Origin of the sequence: Sphingobium phenoxybenzoativorans (assembly GCF_018286635.1) — a bacterium.
Lineage (GTDB): Bacteria > Pseudomonadota > Alphaproteobacteria > Sphingomonadales > Sphingomonadaceae > Sphingobium > Sphingobium phenoxybenzoativorans.
Genome location: NZ_CP073910.1, coordinates 3,058,764 through 3,077,867, shown reverse-complemented (window position 1 = coordinate 3,077,867; position 19,104 = coordinate 3,058,764). Strand labels below are relative to the sequence as shown.

The window sequence follows — 19,104 nt, the reverse complement described above, 5'->3', positions numbered from 1 at the left end:
CGGTTTTCCGCGCGTTAACCCCGTTTGCCGATGTGCCATAAGGGGACGCCCCCGGCTTAACCATCAATGCCGATGGCCGAAAAAGTAAACGGCGCGTTAACCGGTCGATATGAAAAGACGCGCACTTGTCCTGACCAGCGAGTCGGCCCGCCACCCCTTCCGGCAGACCCTGCCGCCCCATGTCCTTTCCGTGCCGAAGCCGTCCAGGACGCAGCGGGACGATGATCAGGACTTCAAGCTGTTCCTGTTGAGCTTTGCGGCCTTTTTCACGGTATTCTACAGCTTTATCGCCTGAAGCGGCGACTTTTCAGTCGTTCAGTCGCAGGCGCAGTGGAGCTTCCAGGCCAGCCAGGCCGAGGGCAGGCACAGCAGCGATACCAGAACCAGTTGATCAGTAATCGCGACGCCGATCGCGGTCAGGGTGATCGCGATCACTGATCCGACCACCATCGCGCCGGAATTGACGATATTGTTGGCGGCGACTGTGCGCGCCGCCTCATGCTTTTCGACCGTTGTCGTCAGGAAGGCGTAGAGCGGCACCACAAACATGCCGCCAAATGTCGCCACGCCCAGCAGGCTGCCGGTCATCGCAATAGCGTCAGGATGATAGAGGAAATCCCAGAAGGAAAGATATTGCCCCTCCGGCGCTGCCTCCCACCCACGGCAGACGAGATGGAAGGCGAACACGCAGATGCCCATGCCGATGACCGAAGCGGGCGCGAACTTCGCCGAAACCTTGCCGCCAAGCAGCCGGTTGATCGCAATCGAACCAATGGCGATGCCAATGGAAAAGATGGCGAGGAAAAGGCTGGCGACCGATTTGTTGGCCGTCAGCACATTCTTCACCAGTGGCGGGAACTGGATGAACAGCACCGCGCCAATCGTCCAGAAGAAGCTGATCGCGACAATCGCCAGATAGAGTCGGCGAATATGCATGGTGTTGCGGACCAGCGTGATCGACGCGCGGATGAAATGGAAGTCGAGCTTCATGGGCGCGCCCATCGGCGGTGCTGCGGGAACCTGACGGCCCGCCACATAGCCGATAATGGCGATCACCACGACGCCGATCGCCGCCACCTTGACCGAGATGACCCCCGCGAGGATCGTTCCGGCGAGAATCGCGATATAGGTGCCGGCCTCGACCAAGCCGGTGCCGCCCAGCACTTCGGGCGGTTGAAGATGCTGGGGCAGGATCGCGTATTTGATTGGCCCGAAGAAGGTCGAATGGATGCCCATCGCGAACAGCGCGGCCAGCATCAGCGGGATAGCGAGCACATGGACGGCGATGTCCGCCCAGGCGAGCCAGAGGCCGGTAGCGCCAACCGCCATGATGAAGATTTCCGCCAGTTTCACGATGCGGATAATGCCCGCCTTGTCCCGCTGATCGGCCAGTTGGCCGGACAGGGCGGAGAGCAGGAAGAAGGGGAGGATGAACAACCCCGTCGCAATGGCGCTGAACCAGGTTTCGGCCCGCTCATCATTATAGACGGCATAGACCACGAACAGAACCATCGCGTTCTTGAACAGGTTGTCGTTGAAGGCGCCGAGGAGCTGAGTGACGAAAATCGGCAGGAAACGACGCTTGGACAAAAGCCTGAGAGAGGCCTGCATATGGGAAAAGTCTTCTCGCTGTTTCCGGGCGTTGGGCGCAGGGTCTAGCGGCAGACGGTCGGCCTGTCCAATGCCCTTTGTTGCCGACGCCGATAGTCCCGGATCGTGACGCTTTTGTTGTCGGGCGTCGTCGCCTGCTTGTTTCGGCTTTCGCGCTGTGGCAGGCGGTGGGCGATGCTGACGCTGCCCAACCTGCTGACGCTTTCGCGAATCCTCGCCGTGCCCTTGCTTGTGTGGCTGCTCTGGTGGCCGCACTGGACCGCCGGTTATGGCATGGCGTTCGCGCTCTACTGCCTGATGGGCATCACCGACTATTTCGATGGTTATCTGGCGCGCGCGCAGGGCACGGTGTCGAAACTGGGCGTGTTCCTTGATCCTATCGCCGACAAGATCATGGTCGCGGCCGTCATCCTGATGCTTGTGGGCACCCGGCATGAGGCGGCGTCGATTACCGGCGTACATCTGATCGCGGCGCTTATCATCCTGCTCCGGGAAATCGCCGTGTCCGGCCTGCGCGAGTTTCTGGCCGGATTGCAGGTGTCGATTCCCGTGTCGGCGCTGGCGAAATGGAAAACGACATTCCAGCTCATCTGCTTGGGCGCTTTGATCCTGGCGGGGGCAATGCCGCAATTCCCATTCGTGCATATGACCGGCATCTTCACCCTGTGGGCGGCGGCGATTCTGACGCTGATCACTGGCTGGGACTATCTGCGGGCCGGCGTCCGCCATATGGATTGATCCGGCGTGGCCGGTCTCGACATTCTGTATTTCGCATGGGTGCGCGAGAGCATCGGCAAGGATGGCGAACGGATCGACCATCCGGGCGCGATGGCGACGGTTGCTGACCTGGTGATGACCCTTGCAGCGCGGGGCGGCGGCTATGCCGAGGCGCTGGGCAAGCCGGACAAGCTGCGCGCCGCGATCGACCAGCGATTCGTGCCGATGGACACGAAATTGCAGGGCGCGAAGGAACTGGCGTTGTTTCCTCCGGTCACAGGCGGATGACCATATCCTGCCGGATAGGCGAGGCGGATTTCGATCCGGCCGCCGAAATTTCCGCGCTGGAGGCGCTCGGCGGCGGCGGCGTGGCGACCTTTACCGGCATCGTGCGGGGGGATGATGGGCTGGTCACGCTGCGGCTGGACCATTATCCGGCAATGACCCAGGCGCAGGTGGATCGCATCGCGGCGAAGGCGATGGCGCGCTGGCCGTTGCTGGGGATACGGGTCGTACATCGTGTCGGTTCATTGAAGCCGGGCGAGCGGATCGTATTTGTCGGAACCGCCTCCCGCCACCGGACGGCGGCTCTGGAAAGCTGCGCCTTCCTGATCGACTGGCTCAAGACCAATGCGCCCTTTTGGAAGAAGGAAAGCTTCGCCGATGGCCGGTCAGCATGGGTCGAGCCACGGGCCGAAGATGATGCGAAGGCGGCACAATGGGAGGAGTGACGGGTCAGTAACCCCTATTTCCGGTCGGATCCGTGAGCGAGGCCAAGTGCGATCCGGTCGATCCGGCGCAGCATCGTTGTGAAACCGGCAATCTCCGCCTCATCAAATTCAGCGAAAATCCGTTCTTCCAGCTCCAGAGCCTTGGGCGCGATGGCGGCATAAAGCTGCTGACCGTCCGTCGACAGGACGAGCAGGTGCGATCTTTTGTCCGCGGGATTGGGGATGCGGTCCAGCAAGCCGCGTTCGACCAGCGTGATCGCAGCCCGGCTGACCGTGACCTTGTCCATGCGGGAATTGGCGCAGATTTCCTGCTGCGTGATGCCGGCATCCTTTTCGGCGACCAGCGCGATAACCCGCCATTCGGGAATACTGATGGCGAACAGCGCCTGATAGGCTGAAGCGATGCTGTCACTGACAAGGTTAGAGGTGAATGACAGCCGATAGGGGATGAAATCGTCAAGGCGCAGTTTTTTCGCAGGCATGCCAACTGGTAGCATTTGACACCAGTTAGGCCAATCGCCATAATAGTATCAATAGATACTATATAGGAGCTGGGCCGATGGCCGCCGATTCCGAAAATCCGTTGGGCCTGCATGGCTTTGCGTTCGCTGAATTTACCTCACCCGATCCGGCCGCTATGGCGCGACAGTTCGAGCAGCTTGGATTTGTTCCGGCCGCGCGCCGGAAGGACAGGGGGCTGACGCTTTACCGGCAGGGGCGCATCGCGTTCATCCTGAATGCCGGGGAGGGCGAACAGGCCAGCGCGTTTCGCGCCGCCCATGGCCCATCCGCCAACGGCATGGCGTTTAACGTCGCCGACGCGAAAGCGGCGCACCGCCACGCCATTCAAAGTGGGGCGACCGACGCCGACACCGCGCAGAGCGCTCTGCCGGGGACTTATGCCATTGAGGGCATAGGCGGCTCGCTGCTCTATCTGGTGGACAGTGATCCCTTTGCGGATTGGGATGAGGTGCCCGGTTGGCGAGAGGCGTCGGCGGAGCGGGGCGTCGGCCTCGACCTGCTCGACCACCTGACCCATAATGTCCGCCGGGGGCAGATGCGTGTCTGGTCCGAATTCTACGCGACGCTGTTCGGTTTCGAGGAACAGAAGTTTTTCGACATCAAGGGGCAGGCGACCGGCCTGTTCAGCCAGGCGATGATCGCGCCGGATCATGAAATCCGCATCCCGCTGAACGAGAGCCAGGATGAAAATAGCCAGATCGAGGAATTTATCCGCGAATATAATGGCGAGGGCATCCAACACCTCGCCCTGACGACGCCGGATATCTATTCCACGGTGGAGAAACTGCGCGCCAATGGCGTGCGGCTGCAGGATACGATCGACACCTATTATGATCTGGTCGACAAGCGGGTGCCGGGGCATGGCGAGGATCTGGCGCGGTTGCGCCAGAACCGCATCCTGATCGATGGGGATGTCCATGATGAGGGGCTGCTGCTGCAGATATTCACCGAGACTATGTTCGGCCCGATCTTCTTCGAGATCATCCAGCGCAAGGGCAATGAGGGTTTCGGGAACGGTAATTTCCAGGCACTCTATGAATCCATAGAATTGGACCAGATCCGGCGCGGCGTCGTGACGGTCGATGCCTGAGCAAGCGGGCGGCAGGAGAGAAATATGACGGCGCATGTCCCTGCCGGATTGCTTGACGCCGCTGTGCGCGGAGATGGCGACAGCGGAATGATGACCGGGTTCGGCAATCATTTCGCGACGGAAGCTGTGCATGGCGCATTGCCGCAGGGTCGCAACTCGCCGCAGCATGCGCCTTATGGTCTGTATGCGGAGCAGTTTTCCGGCACGGCGTTTACCGCGCCGCGCGCCGAAAACCGGAGGAGCTGGTTCTACAGGCTCCGTCCGGCGGCCAACCATCCGGCCTTCATGCCTTATGTGCGGGAGTCGCTGCTGCGGTCCGGTCCATTTGACGAGGCTCCGCCCACACCGAACCGCTTGCGTTGGGACCCGATGGAAATTCCGGCCGGGCCAACGGATTTTATCGACGGCCTTGTTACCCTGTGCGGCAATGGCGATCCCTCCATGGCCGTGGGAACGGGCATCCATATCTTCACCGCCAACCAGTCAATGACGCGCGCCTTCAGCAACGCCGATAGCGAGATGCTGGTCGTGCCGCAGCAGGGACGATTGCGGTTGGTCACGGAAATGGGCGTGATGACTGTCGCGCCAGAGCAGATGGCCCTTATTCCGCGCGGCCTGCGTTTCCGGGTCGAACTGCCCGATGGCGCGGCACGGGGCTATATCTGCGAGAATTATGGGGCCTTGTTCCGGTTGCCTGATCTTGGTCCCATCGGCGCGAATGGCCTGGCCAACCCCCGTGATTTCGAGACGCCGCAGGCGTGGTTCGAGGATATCGACGCTCCATATGAACTGGTCCACAAATTTTGCGGTGGGCTATGGACAGCCTCGCTTTCCCATTCGCCTTTTGATGTTGTGGCGTGGCACGGCAATCTGGCGCCGTGCCGATATGACCTGCGGCGGTTCAATACGATCAACACAGTGTCATTCGATCATCCCGATCCCTCGATCTTCACCGTGCTTACTTCGCCCACCGAGACGCCCGGCACGGCGAATTGCGATTTCGTCATCTTCCCCCCGCGTTGGATGGTGGCAGAGGACACGTTCCGGCCGCCCTGGTTCCACCGCAATGTGATGAGCGAATTTATGGGTCTGATCGGCGGCGCCTATGATGCGAAGGCGGAAGGCTTTGTGCCGGGCGGCGCGTCGCTGCACAATTGCATGGCCGGACATGGGCCAGACCAGGCGACCTATGAACGGGCGGTGGAGGCGGAACTGAAGCCGCACAAGATCGACAACGGGATCGCCTTCATGTTCGAAAGCCGCTTTCCGTTCCGTCCGAGCCGGTTCGCAATGGAGACGCCTCTGCGCCAGCAGAACTATGATGCGTGCTGGAGCGGGTTTCGAAAGGCGCAAGTGCCGGGCGGCGGAAGCGGCGCGATATGAGCTTCCCTAAGATTGACGATACACATGATCCGGCCCTGACGAGCTGGGTCAGCGGCGCGGACGGGCATGCGGATTTCCCGGTCCAGAACCTCCCGCTGGGAATCTTTGCGCCAAAGGCTGGAGCGCCGCGCGCAGGCGTGGCGATCGGCGATCATATCTTGGATTTGGCGCAGTGCGCTGAACGGGGCTTGCTGCCGGAGGCTGTGCGGGATGCCGTGCGAGGAAGGACGCTAAATGCGCTTTTTGCATTGCCTTCAGCCGACCGGCTGGCGCTGCGGCGGAGCCTGAGCCGGATGCTCAGTGATGGGAAGCACAGGGAAAGCATCGAACCGTGCCTGTTCGCGGCCGCCGATTGCACCCTGCACCTGCCTGCGGCGATCGGCGATTATACTGATTTCTATGTCGGCATTCATCACGCCACCAATGTCGGCAAGCTGTTCCGGCCCGACAATCCGTTGCTGCCCAACTATAAATATGTGCCAATCGGCTATCATGGCCGGGCGTCGTCCGTGCGGTCATCCGGCGTTCCGGTCGTCAGGCCGCGCGGACAGCGTAAGGCGCCCGATGCCGATGCGCCAACGGTGGGGCCGACCGGCAGGCTGGACTATGAACTGGAACTGGGCGTGTGGATCGGCCAGGGCAATGCGCCGGGCGAGGCAATCCCCATCAACGAGGCGGCGGGACATGTGGCGGGCTTCTGCCTGTTGAACGACTGGTCCGCGCGTGATTTTCAGGCGTGGGAATATGTGCCGCTTGGCCCGTTCCTGGCGAAGAATTTTCATTCAACCGTATCGCCCTGGGTGGTGACGGCCGAGGCGATGGCGCCTTTCCGCATAGCGCAGCCTGCGCGGCCGGAAGGCGATCCAGCGCCCTTGCCCTATTTGTGGGACGAAGCTGATCAGGCACAGGGCGCTCTGTCGCTCACGCTGGAGGTTTGTATATCCAGCGCCAAGATGCGGGAGGCGAATATGCCGCCGCACCGGCTGTCGCATGGTCCTGCGTCAAACATGTATTGGACCGTGCAACAGATCGTGACGCATCATGCGTCCAACGGCTGCGACCTGCGGCCGGGCGATCTGCTGGGGACTGGCACGATCTCCGCGGCGGAACGGGAGGGTTATGGCAGCCTGCTGGAACTGACCGAAGGCGGCAAGACCAAGGTGCTGCTGCCAACCGGCGAGGAGCGGGCTTTCCTGGAGGATGGCGATGAAATCATCCTGAGGGGCCGGGCCGAAGCGGCCGGATTCGCGTCGATCGGATTGGGAGAATGCCGCGCGGTCATCCTGCCCGCGAAATGAGCGTGGCGCTTCATAATAAGCCGTTCGCCCTGAGCTAGTCGAAGGGCTGCCCTACTGAAGGAAAGAGCAGGGTTGCGACAAGATCAGCCCGAACGGTGAATAGGGATTATCGGGATTCCCACGGCGGAGAGGGCGCGTAGAGCGATTTTGCGAAGGCGACGAACGCGCTGATGGTTGGGCTTGGCGCAGGCATGGGCGGGTGGACCGCGAAAATGGCGACGTCCGATGACCCTTCATGGTCGGGCAGCACCTGGACAAGCTGGCCCGACGCCAGCTCCTCGCTGACATCCCAGAGGGAGCGAAGGGCGATTCCTGCGCCGGAGATGGCGAGTTCGCGCACCACTTCGCTCGAATTGGTTGAGACGATGCTGTTCGCGTCAAGGCCGACCGGTCCGGCAGGGCCAGTGAGTTGCCAGGGAAGTTGGCCGCTGGCGGCGAGCAACCGGTGATCCTCCAGGGATTCTATTCCATGCGGTTCTCCATGCTCGGCAAGATAGGCGGGCGCGGCGCACAGGACGCGACGGCTGGTGGCGAGGCGGTGGGCAGTCAGGCCGGGATCGACAGCGGCGCTGATGCGGATCGCCACATCCACGCGCGAGGAATAAAGGTCAATGAAAGCGTCGCTGAGATCCAGAGACAGCGATATTTTCGGGTTCAGCGCCAGGAATCGCGCGATATGCGGCGCGAGATGCATCCGCCCGAAGGAGGTGGGCGCAGAGATGCGCAAGGGGCCTGCCGGCTGATCGGGGTTGCCGGCGACGCGCGCCTCCGCCTCTCCAATGGCGGCGGAAATGGCGAGGAGGTCGGCATGGAGCTGTTCTCCCTTCGGGGTCAGCGCCATGCGGCGGGTCGAGCGGTGGAGCAACCGGGTCTGCAGCCTATGCTCCAGACGGCTTAGCCGTTTCGAGACCATTGCGGGCGACATGAGACGGGATCGCCCCGCCGCCGAAAGGCTTCCCGCCTCCACGACGGCGAGAAACAGGTCATAGTCCGGGTCCATCATGATCTGTTCTTCGTAGGAAAAGCTGTTATGAATTTTTATCGTCTACCGAAAGATGGTGGGTGGGTCTAGCTGTGCGAGCATAAGCAGCAGGAGCCTTTGCATGAGCATCACCGTGGACAAATCCGGCCTGAAGGTTGCGGCGGAACTGGCCGATTTCGTCGAGAAGCAGGCATTGCCGGGCACTGGCATCGCGGCGGCGGATTTCTGGGCGGGCGCAGCGGCGATCTTCGCCCGCTTCGCGCCGCGCAATGCGGCTCTGCTGGCCAAGCGCGATACGATCCAGGCGCAGATCGACGCCTGGCATAAAGCGCGCAAGGGCCAGCCGATCGACAGCGCCGCCTATCAGGCGTTCCTGAAGGAGATCGGCTATCTGGTTCCCGAACCGGCCGCCTTCACGATTACCTCGCAGAATGTCGACGATGAACTGGCGCGGCTGGCCGGTCCGCAGTTGGTCGTGCCGGTCCTCAACGCCCGCTTCCTGCTGAACGCCGCCAATGCCCGTTGGGGCAGCCTCTATGATGCGCTCTACGGCACCGACGCCATTCCGGGCGCCGCCGTGGGCAAGGGATATGACGCCGAGCGTGGGGCGAAGGTCATTGCCTGGGCGAAAGCGTTCCTGGACGGGGCCGTTCCGCTCGCGAGCGGGAGCTGGGCGGACTGGACTGGCGGCGAGCCTGACCTGAAGGATGCGGGCCAGCTTGCCGGCCGGTCTGGCAGCAATATCCTGCTGCGCAATAATGGCATCCATATCGAGCTAGTGATCGATCCCGCCCATCCGATCGGCAAGGATGATCCCGCCAATCTGGCGGACGTCATCCTGGAGTCGGCGCTCTCCACCATCGTCGATCTGGAAGATTCGGTCGCGGCGGTGGACGCGGAGGACAAGGTCGCCGCCTATGCCAACTGGCTGGGCCTGATGAAGGGCGACCTGACCGCCAGCTTCGAGAAGGGCGGCCAGACCATGACCCGCGCGCTGGAGGGCGACCGCGCCTATACCGCGCCGGACGGCAGCACCTTCACTTTGCCGGGCCGCAGCCTGTTGTTCGTGCGCAATGTCGGCCATCTGATGACCACGCCCGCCGTGCTGCTGGCCGATGGGAGCGAGGCACCGGAAGGGATTCTCGATGGCATCATCACCAGCCTGATTGCGCTGCATGACCTGAAGCGGAACGGCGCATTCGTGAACAGCCGCGAGGGGTCGATCTATATCGTGAAGCCCAAGATGCACGGGCCGGAAGAAGCGGCGTTCACCAACGACCTGTTCGATGCGATCGAGGATCTGCTTGGCCTGTCCCGCCACACGTTGAAGGTCGGGGTAATGGACGAGGAGCGGCGCACGTCGGCGAACCTCGCCGCCTGCATCCATGCCGTGCGTGAGCGGATCATCTTCATCAACACCGGCTTCCTCGACCGCACCGGCGACGAGATGCATACCTCGATGCAGGCCGGGCCGATGCAGCGCAAGGGCGACATGAAAACGTCCGATTGGATCAAGGCCTATGAGGACCGCAACGTCCAGATCGGCCTTGCCTGCGGCCTGTCCGGCAAGGCGCAGATCGGCAAGGGCATGTGGGCCGCGCCTGACCGCATGGCGGACATGCTGGACCAGAAGATCGGCCACCCGAAGACCGGCGCGAACACCGCCTGGGTGCCCAGCCCGACCGCCGCGACGCTGCACGCCACCCATTATCACACCGTCGATGTATTCGCGCGGCAGGAGGAACGGAAAGCCGAAGCGATCGCGCCGATCGAAGCGCTGCTGACCATTCCGTTGGCCGCCGGGCAGAACTGGTCGGAGCAGGAGATCCGCGACGAACTGGACAATAATGCGCAGGGCATATTGGGCTATGTCGTCCGCTGGATCGATCAGGGCGTCGGCTGCTCGAAGGTGCCCGATATCCATGACGTTGGCCTGATGGAAGATCGCGCGACGCTGCGCATCTCCTCCCAGCATATGGCGAACTGGCTGCTGCATGGCGTCTGCTCGAAAGGGGAGGCGGAGGCCGCTTTCGCGCGCATGGCGTCCAAGGTCGACGGGCAGAATGCGGGCGACCCGCTCTACAGCCCGATGGCCGGGCGAGAAGCCGACAGCCTGGCGTTTCAAGCGGCGAAGGCGCTGGTGTTTGAGGGCGTGGAACAGCCCAACGGCTATACCGAGCCGCTGCTGCACAAATATCGCGCGAAGGTGAAGGCGCTCGCCTGATTGTTTTCGTCCGGCTTGCGGGCCGGGACAAGGGATGGGATTGGGCATGGCGTTCGGAGGATCGCCATGCCCAATCTTTTTGAAGCGCTGCCGGAGGACAGGTCCCGCGAGGATTTTGCGGATTTACTGAGCCGTCCCGGTGTGAGGATCGAGCGGATCGTGTCCTATGGGCAGGCGACGCCAGTCGATGCGCCCTATGACCAGCCGCATGACGAGTGGGTGCTGCTGCTGAAAGGCAGGGCGGGGTTGTGGATCGAGGGTGAGGGGGAGACGGTGCTGGGGTCTGGCGATCATGTGCTGATCCCGGCGAACCGGCGGCACCGGGTGACGTGGACCGATGCGCATGGGCCGACCGTGTGGCTGGCGGTGCATTTTGATGCTTCCGTCAAAACCCGTTCGCCATAAGCTTGTCGAAGCCCTGCCTCTCCTTCCAGCGTTGAAAAGAAAGACAACCCTTCGACAAGCTCAGGGCGAACGGGAGAAAACACGGTAGATCGCCATTCACGCCGTTGTCCGCCCGCTCAGGATAATCCGGGCCAGCAGTGGCGCGTTGCGGTTGAAATGGTGGCCGCCGGGGACCGTGAAAATGCTGGCGATGCCCCTGGGAATGGCAGGGCAGGCGCTGTCATCCTCATCCATGCCGCGCACGCAGCGGATCGGCAGGCCGCGCAGGCGGGTGACGGCGGGAATGGTGGGCATCGCCTGCGCCGAAGGGATGTCCAGCCATGAGCCAAGGCGGAACTGAAAGTCTGCGGACGGGCTGAGGCCCAGCAGGTTGACCGCAGCGACTTTCGCGCGGGCGGCCGGGTCCATATTCGCCACCATATAGGGCATGACGTCCGCGCCGAAGCTGTAGCCGATCAGCACGACCTTCGGCCGGTGCCAGCGCTGGCTGAAGGCGTTGACGATCTTGCCAAGGTCCGCGCCCGCGCCGCGCGGCGTGCGGGCGCTCCAGAAATAAGAAAGGCTGTCCATGCCGACAACAGGAATGCCGGCCCTTGCGATTTCGCCTGCGACGTCGCGGTCTATCCCTACCCAGCCGCCATCGCCGGAATAGATGACGGCCATGGTGTCCGACGGCTTGCCACCCTTCGGCTGGACGATAGTAAGGGGGAGGTCGGGCGGCAGCGCAACCGGCGGGCGCGGACCGGACGGCAGGGCGTAGGTGGGTTGAAGCATCGGTGCGATTGCGGTCATGAGTTGCGGCACCCAGTTCGCCTGCACCTGATAGCCATGGCCGACCCTGGGCAGAGCCACGAAGGTTGTCGAGGGCACCTTATTGGCAAAGGCGCGGGCTTCGGCTGGGTTCACGACCGTATCGTCTTGACCCTGCAGCACGATCCAGGGGACTTTCACCTTGCTGCTGGGTGCGAACAGCCAGCCCTTCTCCGGCTTGGCGATGCGCTTTGCGGCGAAGCCTGGGGCGGCGCAATAGGGCTTGGCGCCGGGGATGTCGGCGCTGAACCCCATGGACACGACACCGCGATAACCGCCGTTCGGCCATTGGGCCAGACTGCCATAGGCGAGCGTCGCGCCTTCCGAATAGCCGAAGATGATCGGCTTCATATAGGATTTGACGCCCATGCGGTGCTGGATGTCGCGCGCCAGATCGACCAGCGGATAGTTGGCGTTGATGCATTTGCCCTTGGCCGCCTCCATCGTCCTGAGGAGGGCGGGGGTCGAGACGCCGGCGACCAATATGCCATGGTCGGCCAGCGCGCGGGACATGCCGGTGACGTCCGGTTGCCAGCCGCCGTCACCGGACAGGAACAGCGCAACGCCCACAGGATTGCCCTGCGGCCGGTAGACCGCGACTTTCCCGAAGGGTTTCATCACATAGCTGCTCTCGCCGGGATATGTCTTTTCCACCTGTGGAGCGGGAGGCCCGGGCGATTGCGCTGGGGCGGGGCCGCACAGGCCGATCAGCGCAAAAGCCGATGCCAACCTTATGGAACGTCCAACCCGCATAGATGCCTCCTTCACTATTGAAGCGGGTATGGAAGCTGTCACCCTTCCACGGCTTGGCGGCGAGATGACAAATCCGTCATGCTCGCGGATCAGCCCGCCGCCAGCCGCCGCCCGGAACTGGCGACAAGACGGAGGGGGCCGCCCCGGCGGCCCGGCGTGGGGCCATTGGCGATCAGCGCCTGGAGATCGATCAGCGCGCGGCCGAGGGACAGGCCCTGCGGCCCGGCGACGAAGCGCGGCTCCCAGACCGGCGAGAATTTGTCCTTGTAGGCGCGCAGCCCCTCAAAGCCGTAGAGCGATTCCCCGTGACGGTAGAGAAGCGCGCCGAGTTTCGACCATAGTGGCGCAAGGCGGCGCGCCTCCAGCCCGGAAAGCGGCGCTATGCCCAGGTTGAACCAGCGATAACCCTGCTCCTTGCCCCAGCCCATGATGTGGACGAACAGGAAATCCATCGCGCCATAGGGCATGACGTCGTCATGGCGCATCAGGTCGACCGAAAGCTCCGACCGGTTTGCGGTTTTCCAGAGATTGGCGAAGGCGACGATCCTGCCCTCATGCCGCACAACGGCGCAATCGCATTGGGCGATATAGGCGGGGTCGAAACGGCCGATGCTGAACCCCTTTTCCTTGTGACCCTTGGCGTCGAGCCAGCGGTTCGAGATATCCTGGAGTCCCCGCATGACGGCCGGGACGCCGGCGACGGGAATCATCTCGAACGTCGCACCCTCCCGTTCGGCGCGGCGCTCGGCATAGCGCAGCGGCCTTGCGGCGGGACCATCGAGCGTGAAGGCGGAAAGATCGACGCGCGCCTCCTCGCCATATTTGGCGATCTGGAAGCCCAGCTCGACGGCGATGGGCAGCGCTTCGGCGCTGATCTGGTAGAGGAGCATCCGGCCCTGGGCGGCATCGGCCTGTTCGCGCAGTTGCCACAGCAGGTCTGACCACTCCTCGCGCGCGCCGACCGGGTCGCCCATGACGATCCAGCTATGCCCGCGCTGCTGATACATCAGGAAGGCGCGGCCGGATGCGGAGGTCAGGAAACGCTTATCGCCGGTCAGCGCCAGATTGGCATCGGTGCGGGTGGCGAGATTCAGCGCAGGCTGGCTGGGGCTTTCATCGGGATGCGCGTCACCCACGGGCGTCGCGGGACGGAACAGCCGCCAGACACTTGTCGCGGCCAGCATCACCGCCACGGCAAAGCTGGACCGCAGGAAACGGGAGGCGTCGCCTTTCTCAGCGAAATGCCACCAGAGGTCGCTTTGGTAATCGACATGGCGATAGGCAAACAGGCCGATCCAGACGGAGAGGCCCAATGCAATGGCGACCGTCGCCAGCCAACCGGGAGAAAGCGCGTCAGCGGTCAGCATCGTGCGGCGATAAAAGGCCGGGCGCGTCCATTGCAGAAGGCCGGCGATGGCGAGCATGACGCTGGCTTCTTCATAGTCCAGGCCCTTGAGCAACGAGAAGGCTGCCCCGGCCAGCAGCAGCGCGCGCGTTATCCAGAACGCACCGTCAAGGCGGCGATAAAGGCCCCCGGCGAGCACCAGCAGCGCCGCGCCGGAAAGGCTGGCGGCCATATGCGACGCCTCCAGAAAGGGCAGGGGCAGCATATCGTAGAGGATGCGCATGCGGCCGGGCACTGCGGGCAGCGCGCCGGAAACAAGTAGTACGACGCCGCCCATGAAGACGAGCGCGGACACCATGACCGGCGCAAGGCCCGACGCGATCATATGTGCGCCGCGGAGTGTTCGGGTGACAGGCTTGCGCCAGCGCCAGCCCTCCTGCGCGGCGACGAGGGCCGCCGCAAGCGCGAGCGGCAGGAGATAATAGATTACGCGATAGGCGAGCAGCGCCGCCACCAGTTCCGGCCGGTTGGTGGCGGGCAGCGCAGTCAGCATCACCGCCTCAAAAACGCCGATGCCGCCAGGAACATGCGTTACCAGCACGGCGATAATCGCCAATGTGTAGCCGATGAAGAATAGCGGAAAAGCGTGGATTGTCGCTCCGGGAACCAGCACGAACAAGGCGGCGCTGGCGGCGGCGAGATCGACCCCCGCGATGGCGATCTGCGCAGCGATCTGGGCGCGGCCGGGGAGCGGAAGCGACCAGCGATATAGGCGAAGGACGCGGCCTTCATTGCCTGCAAAGGCGACGGTGAATGCGACGGTGGTCAGCAGAATGATTCCTGCGGCGCGCAGCCAGGAAGATGGCAGGCCGATGCCGGTAAGCAATGGCGCGCCGGGATGCACCGTCAGCATCAGCCCGGCGAGGGAAAAGACGCCTGCCCAGAAGGTGATGCTGGCGACGGCGACCACCCGCGCGGTGTCCGCTGCGGACAATCCCGCCGCGCTATAGACCCGGTAGCGGGCCGATCCGCCGGTCAGCAGCGACAGGCCAAGATTATGGCTGAGCGTGTAGCTGGTGAAGGAGGCGAGGGCGGCTGTGCGATAGGGCAGCGGACGGCCAATGATGCGCAGCGCCAGCACGTCATATAAAGTCAGAGTGACGTAGCTGATGACCGTCAGGCCAAGCGCCATCAACAGCCCGGCGGAGGGGAGGGCATGGATGGCGGCGCGGATGTCGCGCAGGCGGACCTCCTGCAACAGATGATCAAGCGCGGCGAAGCCGAGGCATGCCAGCAGCAGGACGCCGCCGACGGTCAGAAGCGTGCGGTAACGGGCGGTCATGAGCGCCTCCATATCTGGCTCTTGCACAGCAGGCCGGCGAGGATGCAGCCGGAAATCTTCAGATGCTGTGGGTCGATCTGTTCTATCGTGGACTGGAAGGAGCGGCCCATGTCGGGCACATAAACCCGGCCCGCCCAGCGTTTGAGACCGGATGGGCGGTAATCCTGAAGCAGTTCGGTGCCGACAAGATGGGGAACATCCGCCGCCGCAGCGTCGGCCAGCGCGGCCCGGCTCGCCCAACTGACCCAGCCGCACAGCTTGCCGCTGCAATCCCCGGCCTGGACTACGACCGATCCGCGCGGGTTAAGCCAGAGTCCGGCCACAGGCAGCGGCGATTGCACCGATGGCGACAGGGCAGGGCGCGAGGCGGCTTGCGCAGCGGGGGCGATGACGCACAGCATGGCCAGGGCGGTCCCGATCTTTCCCACTTGTCTCATTGCGCGTCTCTTATGGCTCCTGCCGCCTGATATGCGGTCTGTGCTGGCGGGGAGGTGGGTGGCGGATTACAAATCCGTTAGGCGGGAGAGAGGCGGGCGCGGACCATCTCGCGCCGGACCTCCCGATATACAGCGTCGGCGTCATAGTGCAGCGGGTGGCCGCCCGGCAGGGCAACGGCATGGGCGTTGTCCTGCCACAGCAGAGGGCAGAGGCTGGCGCTTTCCTGTTCGCCGAAAATGCAGAGCAGCGGCGCCCAGGTCAGCGCCCGGCCAGTGGGCAGCGCATCATCCTCATGCATCAGGAAGGTGAACATCTCGCCGGGGGATGCGCGATACTCCACGGTCGCGCCCGGCACGACCAGCGTCACCATTGCAACCCGCGCCCGCGACGCAGGTGGAAGGCCCGCCAGCCCGACATGCAGCATGTCCGCGCCGAAAGACTGGCCAATCAGGATGATCCGCCGGGCATGGGTGAGGGCCTCCGCCCGCCCCATCGCGTCCTGCACCAGCGCGGTCGCCTCCGCCACCGTGCGCCAGGTCCGGAAATAGGTGAGGGAATTGACGCCGATCACGGGAATGCCGTCGTCAGAGAGGCGGCGGGCGATCTGGCGGCCCATGCCGACCTTGAAGCCCATATCCCCGGACATCACCACAGCGGCGACATCCGTGCGGGGATGTTGCGGCATGATCGTGACGAAGGGGTCGCGGGCGAAATATCCCAGCCAGGTAAAATATCCCAGCAGGGCGGCGACGCACAGGGCGACCGTAAAGCGGTACCGGTTTTTCATATCTGCCTGCCCGCATCTCTGCCTGTCTGCCGAAAGATGAGGCGTTTCCTATCGCGCGGCCCCGGATTTCGCCGTGTCGGTTGGATTACAATTTCGTCATCCGGCCGAAAGCGGCTGGTGAGATGGACTGACGTAGAGCGGCCCAATGGCAGAGCCGCCGATCCACGTCAGTTCCGACATGCGCCTGCCCGGCGCGAGGGGCAGGCTGCGCCCGCGCACGGCCATATTATGGGCGGGGTTGCTGATCCTGTCGGCAAGCCCGCTGATGCTGTTGACGCAGATGCCGTCCGATACGCCCGACGCCGATGAGCCGCCAGACGCATCGGGCATGACGGTCGCGGACATGAGCAACGCGCATGAGGTGGTGGTGACCAGCGTCAGGACCGGGGGACCGGCCGAGCGGGGCGGATTGCGCGCCGGGGACCGGCTGAGCGGTATCGGCGGACGCCATCCCGCAGACGGGATGATGGCCCGCCATTGGCTGAACGAGTCGGCAGCATGCCGTATACGGATCAATTTCCTTCGCGGCGGCGCGATGAATGTGGCAACATTGGACAGGTGCAGGGATGACGGGACGAGACATGGGCCGCAAGATACTGGTCGTCGAGGATGACCGGACAACCGCCGACTTCATCCTGAAAGGGCTGGCCGAGCATGGCCATGTCGGGGATCATGCGGCGGACGGCAGGGACGGCCTGTTCCATGCGACCAGCGGCGAATATGACGCCATAGTCCTGGACCGGATGTTGCCGATGATGGACGGACTTAGCGTATTGCAGGCGATGCGCGTGGCGGGGATCGAGACCCCTGTCATCCTGCTGTCCGCGCTGGGTTCGGTCGACGACCGGGTGACGGGGCTGACGGCGGGGTCGGACGATTATCTGGTCAAGCCCTTCGCCTTTGCCGAGTTGCTGGCGCGGCTGGAGCTTCTGATGCGGCGGCGGGGCAGCGGGACGCCCGTGGAAACCGCGCTGACATGCGAAAATCTGCGCATGGACCTTTTGAAGCGGGAGGTGCGGCGTGGCGATCGCGTCATCGACCTGCAACCGCGCGAGTTCCGTCTTGTCGAATATCTGTTGCGCCATGCCGGGCAAGTGGTGACGCGCACCATGCTGCTGGAGGGCGTGTGGGATTATCATTTCGATCCCGGCACCAACGTCATCGACGTCCATATCAGCCGGTTGCGGCGCAAGATCGACATGGAGGGTGATCCGCCCCTGATCCACACGGTGCGTGGCGCCGGCTACCGGATCGGCGCATAGGCATGATGGCTGCGGCCAGGCGATGGGCGCGGTCTTCGCACGCCCGGTTCATCGGCCTGATCCTTCTGCTGGAACTATTGTTTGGCGGGCTGTTGCTGTTGTCCGTCACCCGGCTGGTCGAAAACCGCATCAATCAGTCGGACAGCATCGTCGCGGCCAGCCTGCGCGACGATCTGCTGGCGGTGGCGGATGATCAGGGTGTGCCGGGACTGAGCCGGGTGATCGCCAAGCGGATTGCGGGACGCAGCGATGAATTGATCCTGCTGGCCGATGCGGACGGCCGCGCCATCGCTGGCAATCTGGAGCGCTGGCCGCCGACGATCGCTGCGCCCTCCCGCTGGACAAAGATCGACCTTTACCGGGTGGGCGGGGATCGGCCGGGGCGGTTTGGCGTGGTTGCCGAGCGCCTTTCCGGTGGCGAAAGGCTGCTGGCCGGGCACCTGATCGAAGGCAGCGCCCAGTTCACCCGGACGGTGGAGGATGCGCTGCTGACCGCGCTGCTGATGGCCTTGCCGCTCGCGGCCGCGGGCGCATGGTTCGTGGTCTATATGATCGACCGGCGTATCGCCGGCGTCACCGCGACCGCGCAGGGGGTGCGCGCTGGCGATTTCGGACGCAGGGTGGTTCTGGACGGATCGGGTGACAGTTTCGACCAGCTTGGCGGAACGATCAACGCGATGCTCGACCGGATCGAAGCGCTGATGTCGGAGATGCGTCTGCTGACGGACAGCATGGCGCATGACCTGCGTTCGCCCCTGACGCGATTGCGGACACGGGTCGACCGGGCGGCGCTGTCCGATGACCGGGAGGCGCTGCAGGGCGCGATCGAGGGGATCGGCAGGGAGGCGGACCAGTTGCTGGCCATGCTAGGCACCACGCTGGAGATCAGCCGCGCGGAGGCCGGAATCGGGCGGGAGCGGTTTGTCGACGCTGATCTGCCGGTGATGCTGGCCGATCTGGTCGAACTATATGCGCCGGTCGCCGAGGATACGGGCAGGGAGATTAGTCTGCAGGTCGAGGCCGGAACGCATCTGCCGGTGCATCGCGAGTTGCTGGGGCAGGCGGTGTCCAACCTGATCGACAATGCCCTGAAATATGGAACGGGCGGCATCAAGGTGCGCCTGTCGGAGCATCAGGGGGATGCGGTCATCGCCGTTTCCGATCAGGGGCCGGGCATTGCGCCGGACCGGCAGCAGGAAGCGTTGCGCCGCTTCGGCCGGTTGGACCCGGCGCGCTCGACCAGCGGGGCGGGGCTGGGACTGTCGCTGGTATCGGCCGTCGCGCAATTGCATGGCGGCAGGGTTGCGCTGATCAATGGAGAAGGGGAGACGGCAGGATTTTCCGTCGAGATGCGGCTGCCGAAAGGGGAGCGGGGCTAGGCGGTTACGGTGCGGCTTTCAGGAG

19 protein-coding genes are annotated in these 19,104 nt (G+C 63.8%); 12 read left to right on the top strand and 7 right to left on the bottom strand.

Translation table 11 applies throughout. The features are described 5' to 3' along the window. Nucleotides 1–109 precede the first annotated feature (109 nt). Nucleotides 110–295, top strand: coding sequence for a hypothetical protein (locus KFK14_RS15225; protein WP_212608236.1), 186 nt, complete (start codon nt 110–112; stop codon nt 293–295). Between the two features lie 20 nt (nt 296–315). Here the strand turns inward: KFK14_RS15225 and KFK14_RS15220 are convergent, their stop codons facing one another. Beyond that, nucleotides 316–1,611 (bottom strand): MFS transporter, encoded by a 1,296-nt coding sequence (locus KFK14_RS15220; RefSeq protein WP_070157702.1) that lies wholly within the window; start codon nt 1,609–1,611, stop codon nt 316–318. 174 nt (nt 1,612–1,785) lie between these two features. On the opposite strand from KFK14_RS15220, the gene pgsA reads away from it, so the two are divergent. The 3 genes from pgsA to KFK14_RS15205 are packed head-to-tail and all read left to right on the top strand — an operon-like array spanning nt 1,786 to nt 3,059. After that, a complete protein-coding gene (gene pgsA / locus KFK14_RS15215) occupies nt 1,786–2,349 on the top strand; it encodes a CDP-diacylglycerol--glycerol-3-phosphate 3-phosphatidyltransferase (RefSeq protein WP_212608235.1) in 564 nt (187 codons plus the stop codon). A 6-nt stretch (nt 2,350–2,355) separates the two neighbouring features. Beyond that, nucleotides 2,356–2,616 carry a molybdopterin converting factor subunit 1 gene (gene moaD / locus KFK14_RS15210; protein ID WP_212608234.1) on the top strand — a complete coding sequence of 87 codons (261 nt, stop codon included), beginning with the start codon at nt 2,356–2,358 and terminating at the stop codon, nt 2,614–2,616. Continuing rightward, nucleotides 2,613–3,059, top strand: coding sequence for a molybdenum cofactor biosynthesis protein MoaE (locus KFK14_RS15205; protein ID WP_212608233.1), 447 nt, complete (start codon nt 2,613–2,615; stop codon nt 3,057–3,059). The genes moaD and KFK14_RS15205 overlap by 4 nt, the downstream gene beginning before the upstream one ends. Before the next feature lie 14 nt (nt 3,060–3,073). Here the strand turns inward: KFK14_RS15205 and KFK14_RS15200 are convergent, their stop codons facing one another. After that, on the bottom strand, nt 3,074–3,541 hold the full coding sequence (locus KFK14_RS15200; protein ID WP_212608232.1) for a MarR family winged helix-turn-helix transcriptional regulator: 468 nt from the start codon (nt 3,539–3,541) through the stop codon (nt 3,074–3,076). A gap of 77 nt (nt 3,542–3,618) precedes the next feature. Between KFK14_RS15200 and hppD the strand changes: the two genes are divergently transcribed. The 3 genes from hppD (at nt 3,619) to fahA (ending at nt 7,352) form a co-directional block, all read left to right on the top strand. Beyond that, the gene (gene hppD, locus KFK14_RS15195) at nt 3,619–4,671 is read left to right on the top strand and encodes a 4-hydroxyphenylpyruvate dioxygenase (protein WP_212608231.1); all 1,053 of its coding nucleotides are present in this window, start codon (nt 3,619–3,621) and stop codon (nt 4,669–4,671) included. 90 nt (nt 4,672–4,761) lie between these two features. Then, nucleotides 4,762–6,054: a homogentisate 1,2-dioxygenase gene (gene hmgA / locus KFK14_RS15190; RefSeq protein ID WP_212611173.1), complete on the top strand. Its 1,293-nt coding sequence runs from the start codon at nt 4,762–4,764 to the stop codon at nt 6,052–6,054. Continuing rightward, nucleotides 6,051–7,352 (top strand): fumarylacetoacetase, encoded by a 1,302-nt coding sequence (gene fahA, locus KFK14_RS15185; RefSeq protein WP_212608230.1) that lies wholly within the window; start codon nt 6,051–6,053, stop codon nt 7,350–7,352. Before hmgA ends, fahA begins: the two co-directional genes overlap by 4 nt. 106 nt (nt 7,353–7,458) lie before the next feature. Here the strand turns inward: fahA and KFK14_RS15180 are convergent, their stop codons facing one another. Further along, nucleotides 7,459–8,355, bottom strand: a complete 897-nt coding sequence (locus tag KFK14_RS15180) for a LysR family transcriptional regulator (RefSeq protein ID WP_212608229.1) — start codon at nt 8,353–8,355, stop codon at nt 7,459–7,461. Between the two features lie 100 nt (nt 8,356–8,455). Between KFK14_RS15180 and KFK14_RS15175 the strand changes: the two genes are divergently transcribed. Together KFK14_RS15175 and KFK14_RS15170 are read left to right on the top strand one after the other, a co-directional pair. After that, nucleotides 8,456–10,558 (top strand): malate synthase G, encoded by a 2,103-nt coding sequence (locus KFK14_RS15175; RefSeq protein WP_212608228.1) that lies wholly within the window; start codon nt 8,456–8,458, stop codon nt 10,556–10,558. Between the two features lie 66 nt (nt 10,559–10,624). Then, on the top strand, nt 10,625–10,963 hold the full coding sequence (locus KFK14_RS15170) for a cupin domain-containing protein (RefSeq protein ID WP_212608227.1): 339 nt from the start codon (nt 10,625–10,627) through the stop codon (nt 10,961–10,963). A gap of 96 nt (nt 10,964–11,059) precedes the next feature. On the opposite strand, the gene KFK14_RS15165 is transcribed toward KFK14_RS15170, so the two are convergent. From KFK14_RS15165 to KFK14_RS15150, 4 genes are all read right to left on the bottom strand, one after another. Beyond that, nucleotides 11,060–12,526, bottom strand: coding sequence for a virulence factor family protein (locus tag KFK14_RS15165; protein ID WP_212608226.1), 1,467 nt, complete (start codon nt 12,524–12,526; stop codon nt 11,060–11,062). An 89-nt stretch (nt 12,527–12,615) separates the two neighbouring features. Then, nucleotides 12,616–15,213 (bottom strand): bifunctional lysylphosphatidylglycerol flippase/synthetase MprF, encoded by a 2,598-nt coding sequence (mprF, locus tag KFK14_RS15160; RefSeq protein ID WP_246524656.1) that lies wholly within the window; start codon nt 15,211–15,213, stop codon nt 12,616–12,618. Continuing rightward, entirely contained in the window at nt 15,210–15,650 is a 441-nt protein-coding gene (locus KFK14_RS15155) for a DUF2147 domain-containing protein (RefSeq protein WP_246524655.1), read from the bottom strand. The genes mprF and KFK14_RS15155 overlap by 4 nt, the downstream gene beginning before the upstream one ends. A 77-nt stretch (nt 15,651–15,727) precedes the next feature. Further along, nucleotides 15,728–16,438 (bottom strand): AcvB/VirJ family lysyl-phosphatidylglycerol hydrolase, encoded by a 711-nt coding sequence (locus KFK14_RS15150; RefSeq protein ID WP_212608224.1) that lies wholly within the window; start codon nt 16,436–16,438, stop codon nt 15,728–15,730. Nucleotides 16,439–16,583: 145 nt separating this feature from the next. On the opposite strand from KFK14_RS15150, the gene KFK14_RS15145 reads away from it, so the two are divergent. The 3 genes from KFK14_RS15145 to KFK14_RS15135 are packed head-to-tail and all read left to right on the top strand — an operon-like array spanning nt 16,584 to nt 19,079. Then, a complete protein-coding gene (locus tag KFK14_RS15145) occupies nt 16,584–17,051 on the top strand; it encodes a PDZ domain-containing protein (RefSeq protein WP_212608223.1) in 468 nt (155 codons plus the stop codon). After that, nucleotides 17,020–17,700: a winged helix-turn-helix domain-containing protein gene (locus KFK14_RS15140; protein WP_212611171.1), complete on the top strand. Its 681-nt coding sequence runs from the start codon at nt 17,020–17,022 to the stop codon at nt 17,698–17,700. Before KFK14_RS15145 ends, KFK14_RS15140 begins: the two co-directional genes overlap by 32 nt. A 2-nt stretch (nt 17,701–17,702) precedes the next feature. Then, nucleotides 17,703–19,079, top strand: coding sequence for a sensor histidine kinase (locus KFK14_RS15135; RefSeq protein ID WP_246524654.1), 1,377 nt, complete (start codon nt 17,703–17,705; stop codon nt 19,077–19,079). Nucleotides 19,080–19,104 lie beyond the last annotated feature (25 nt).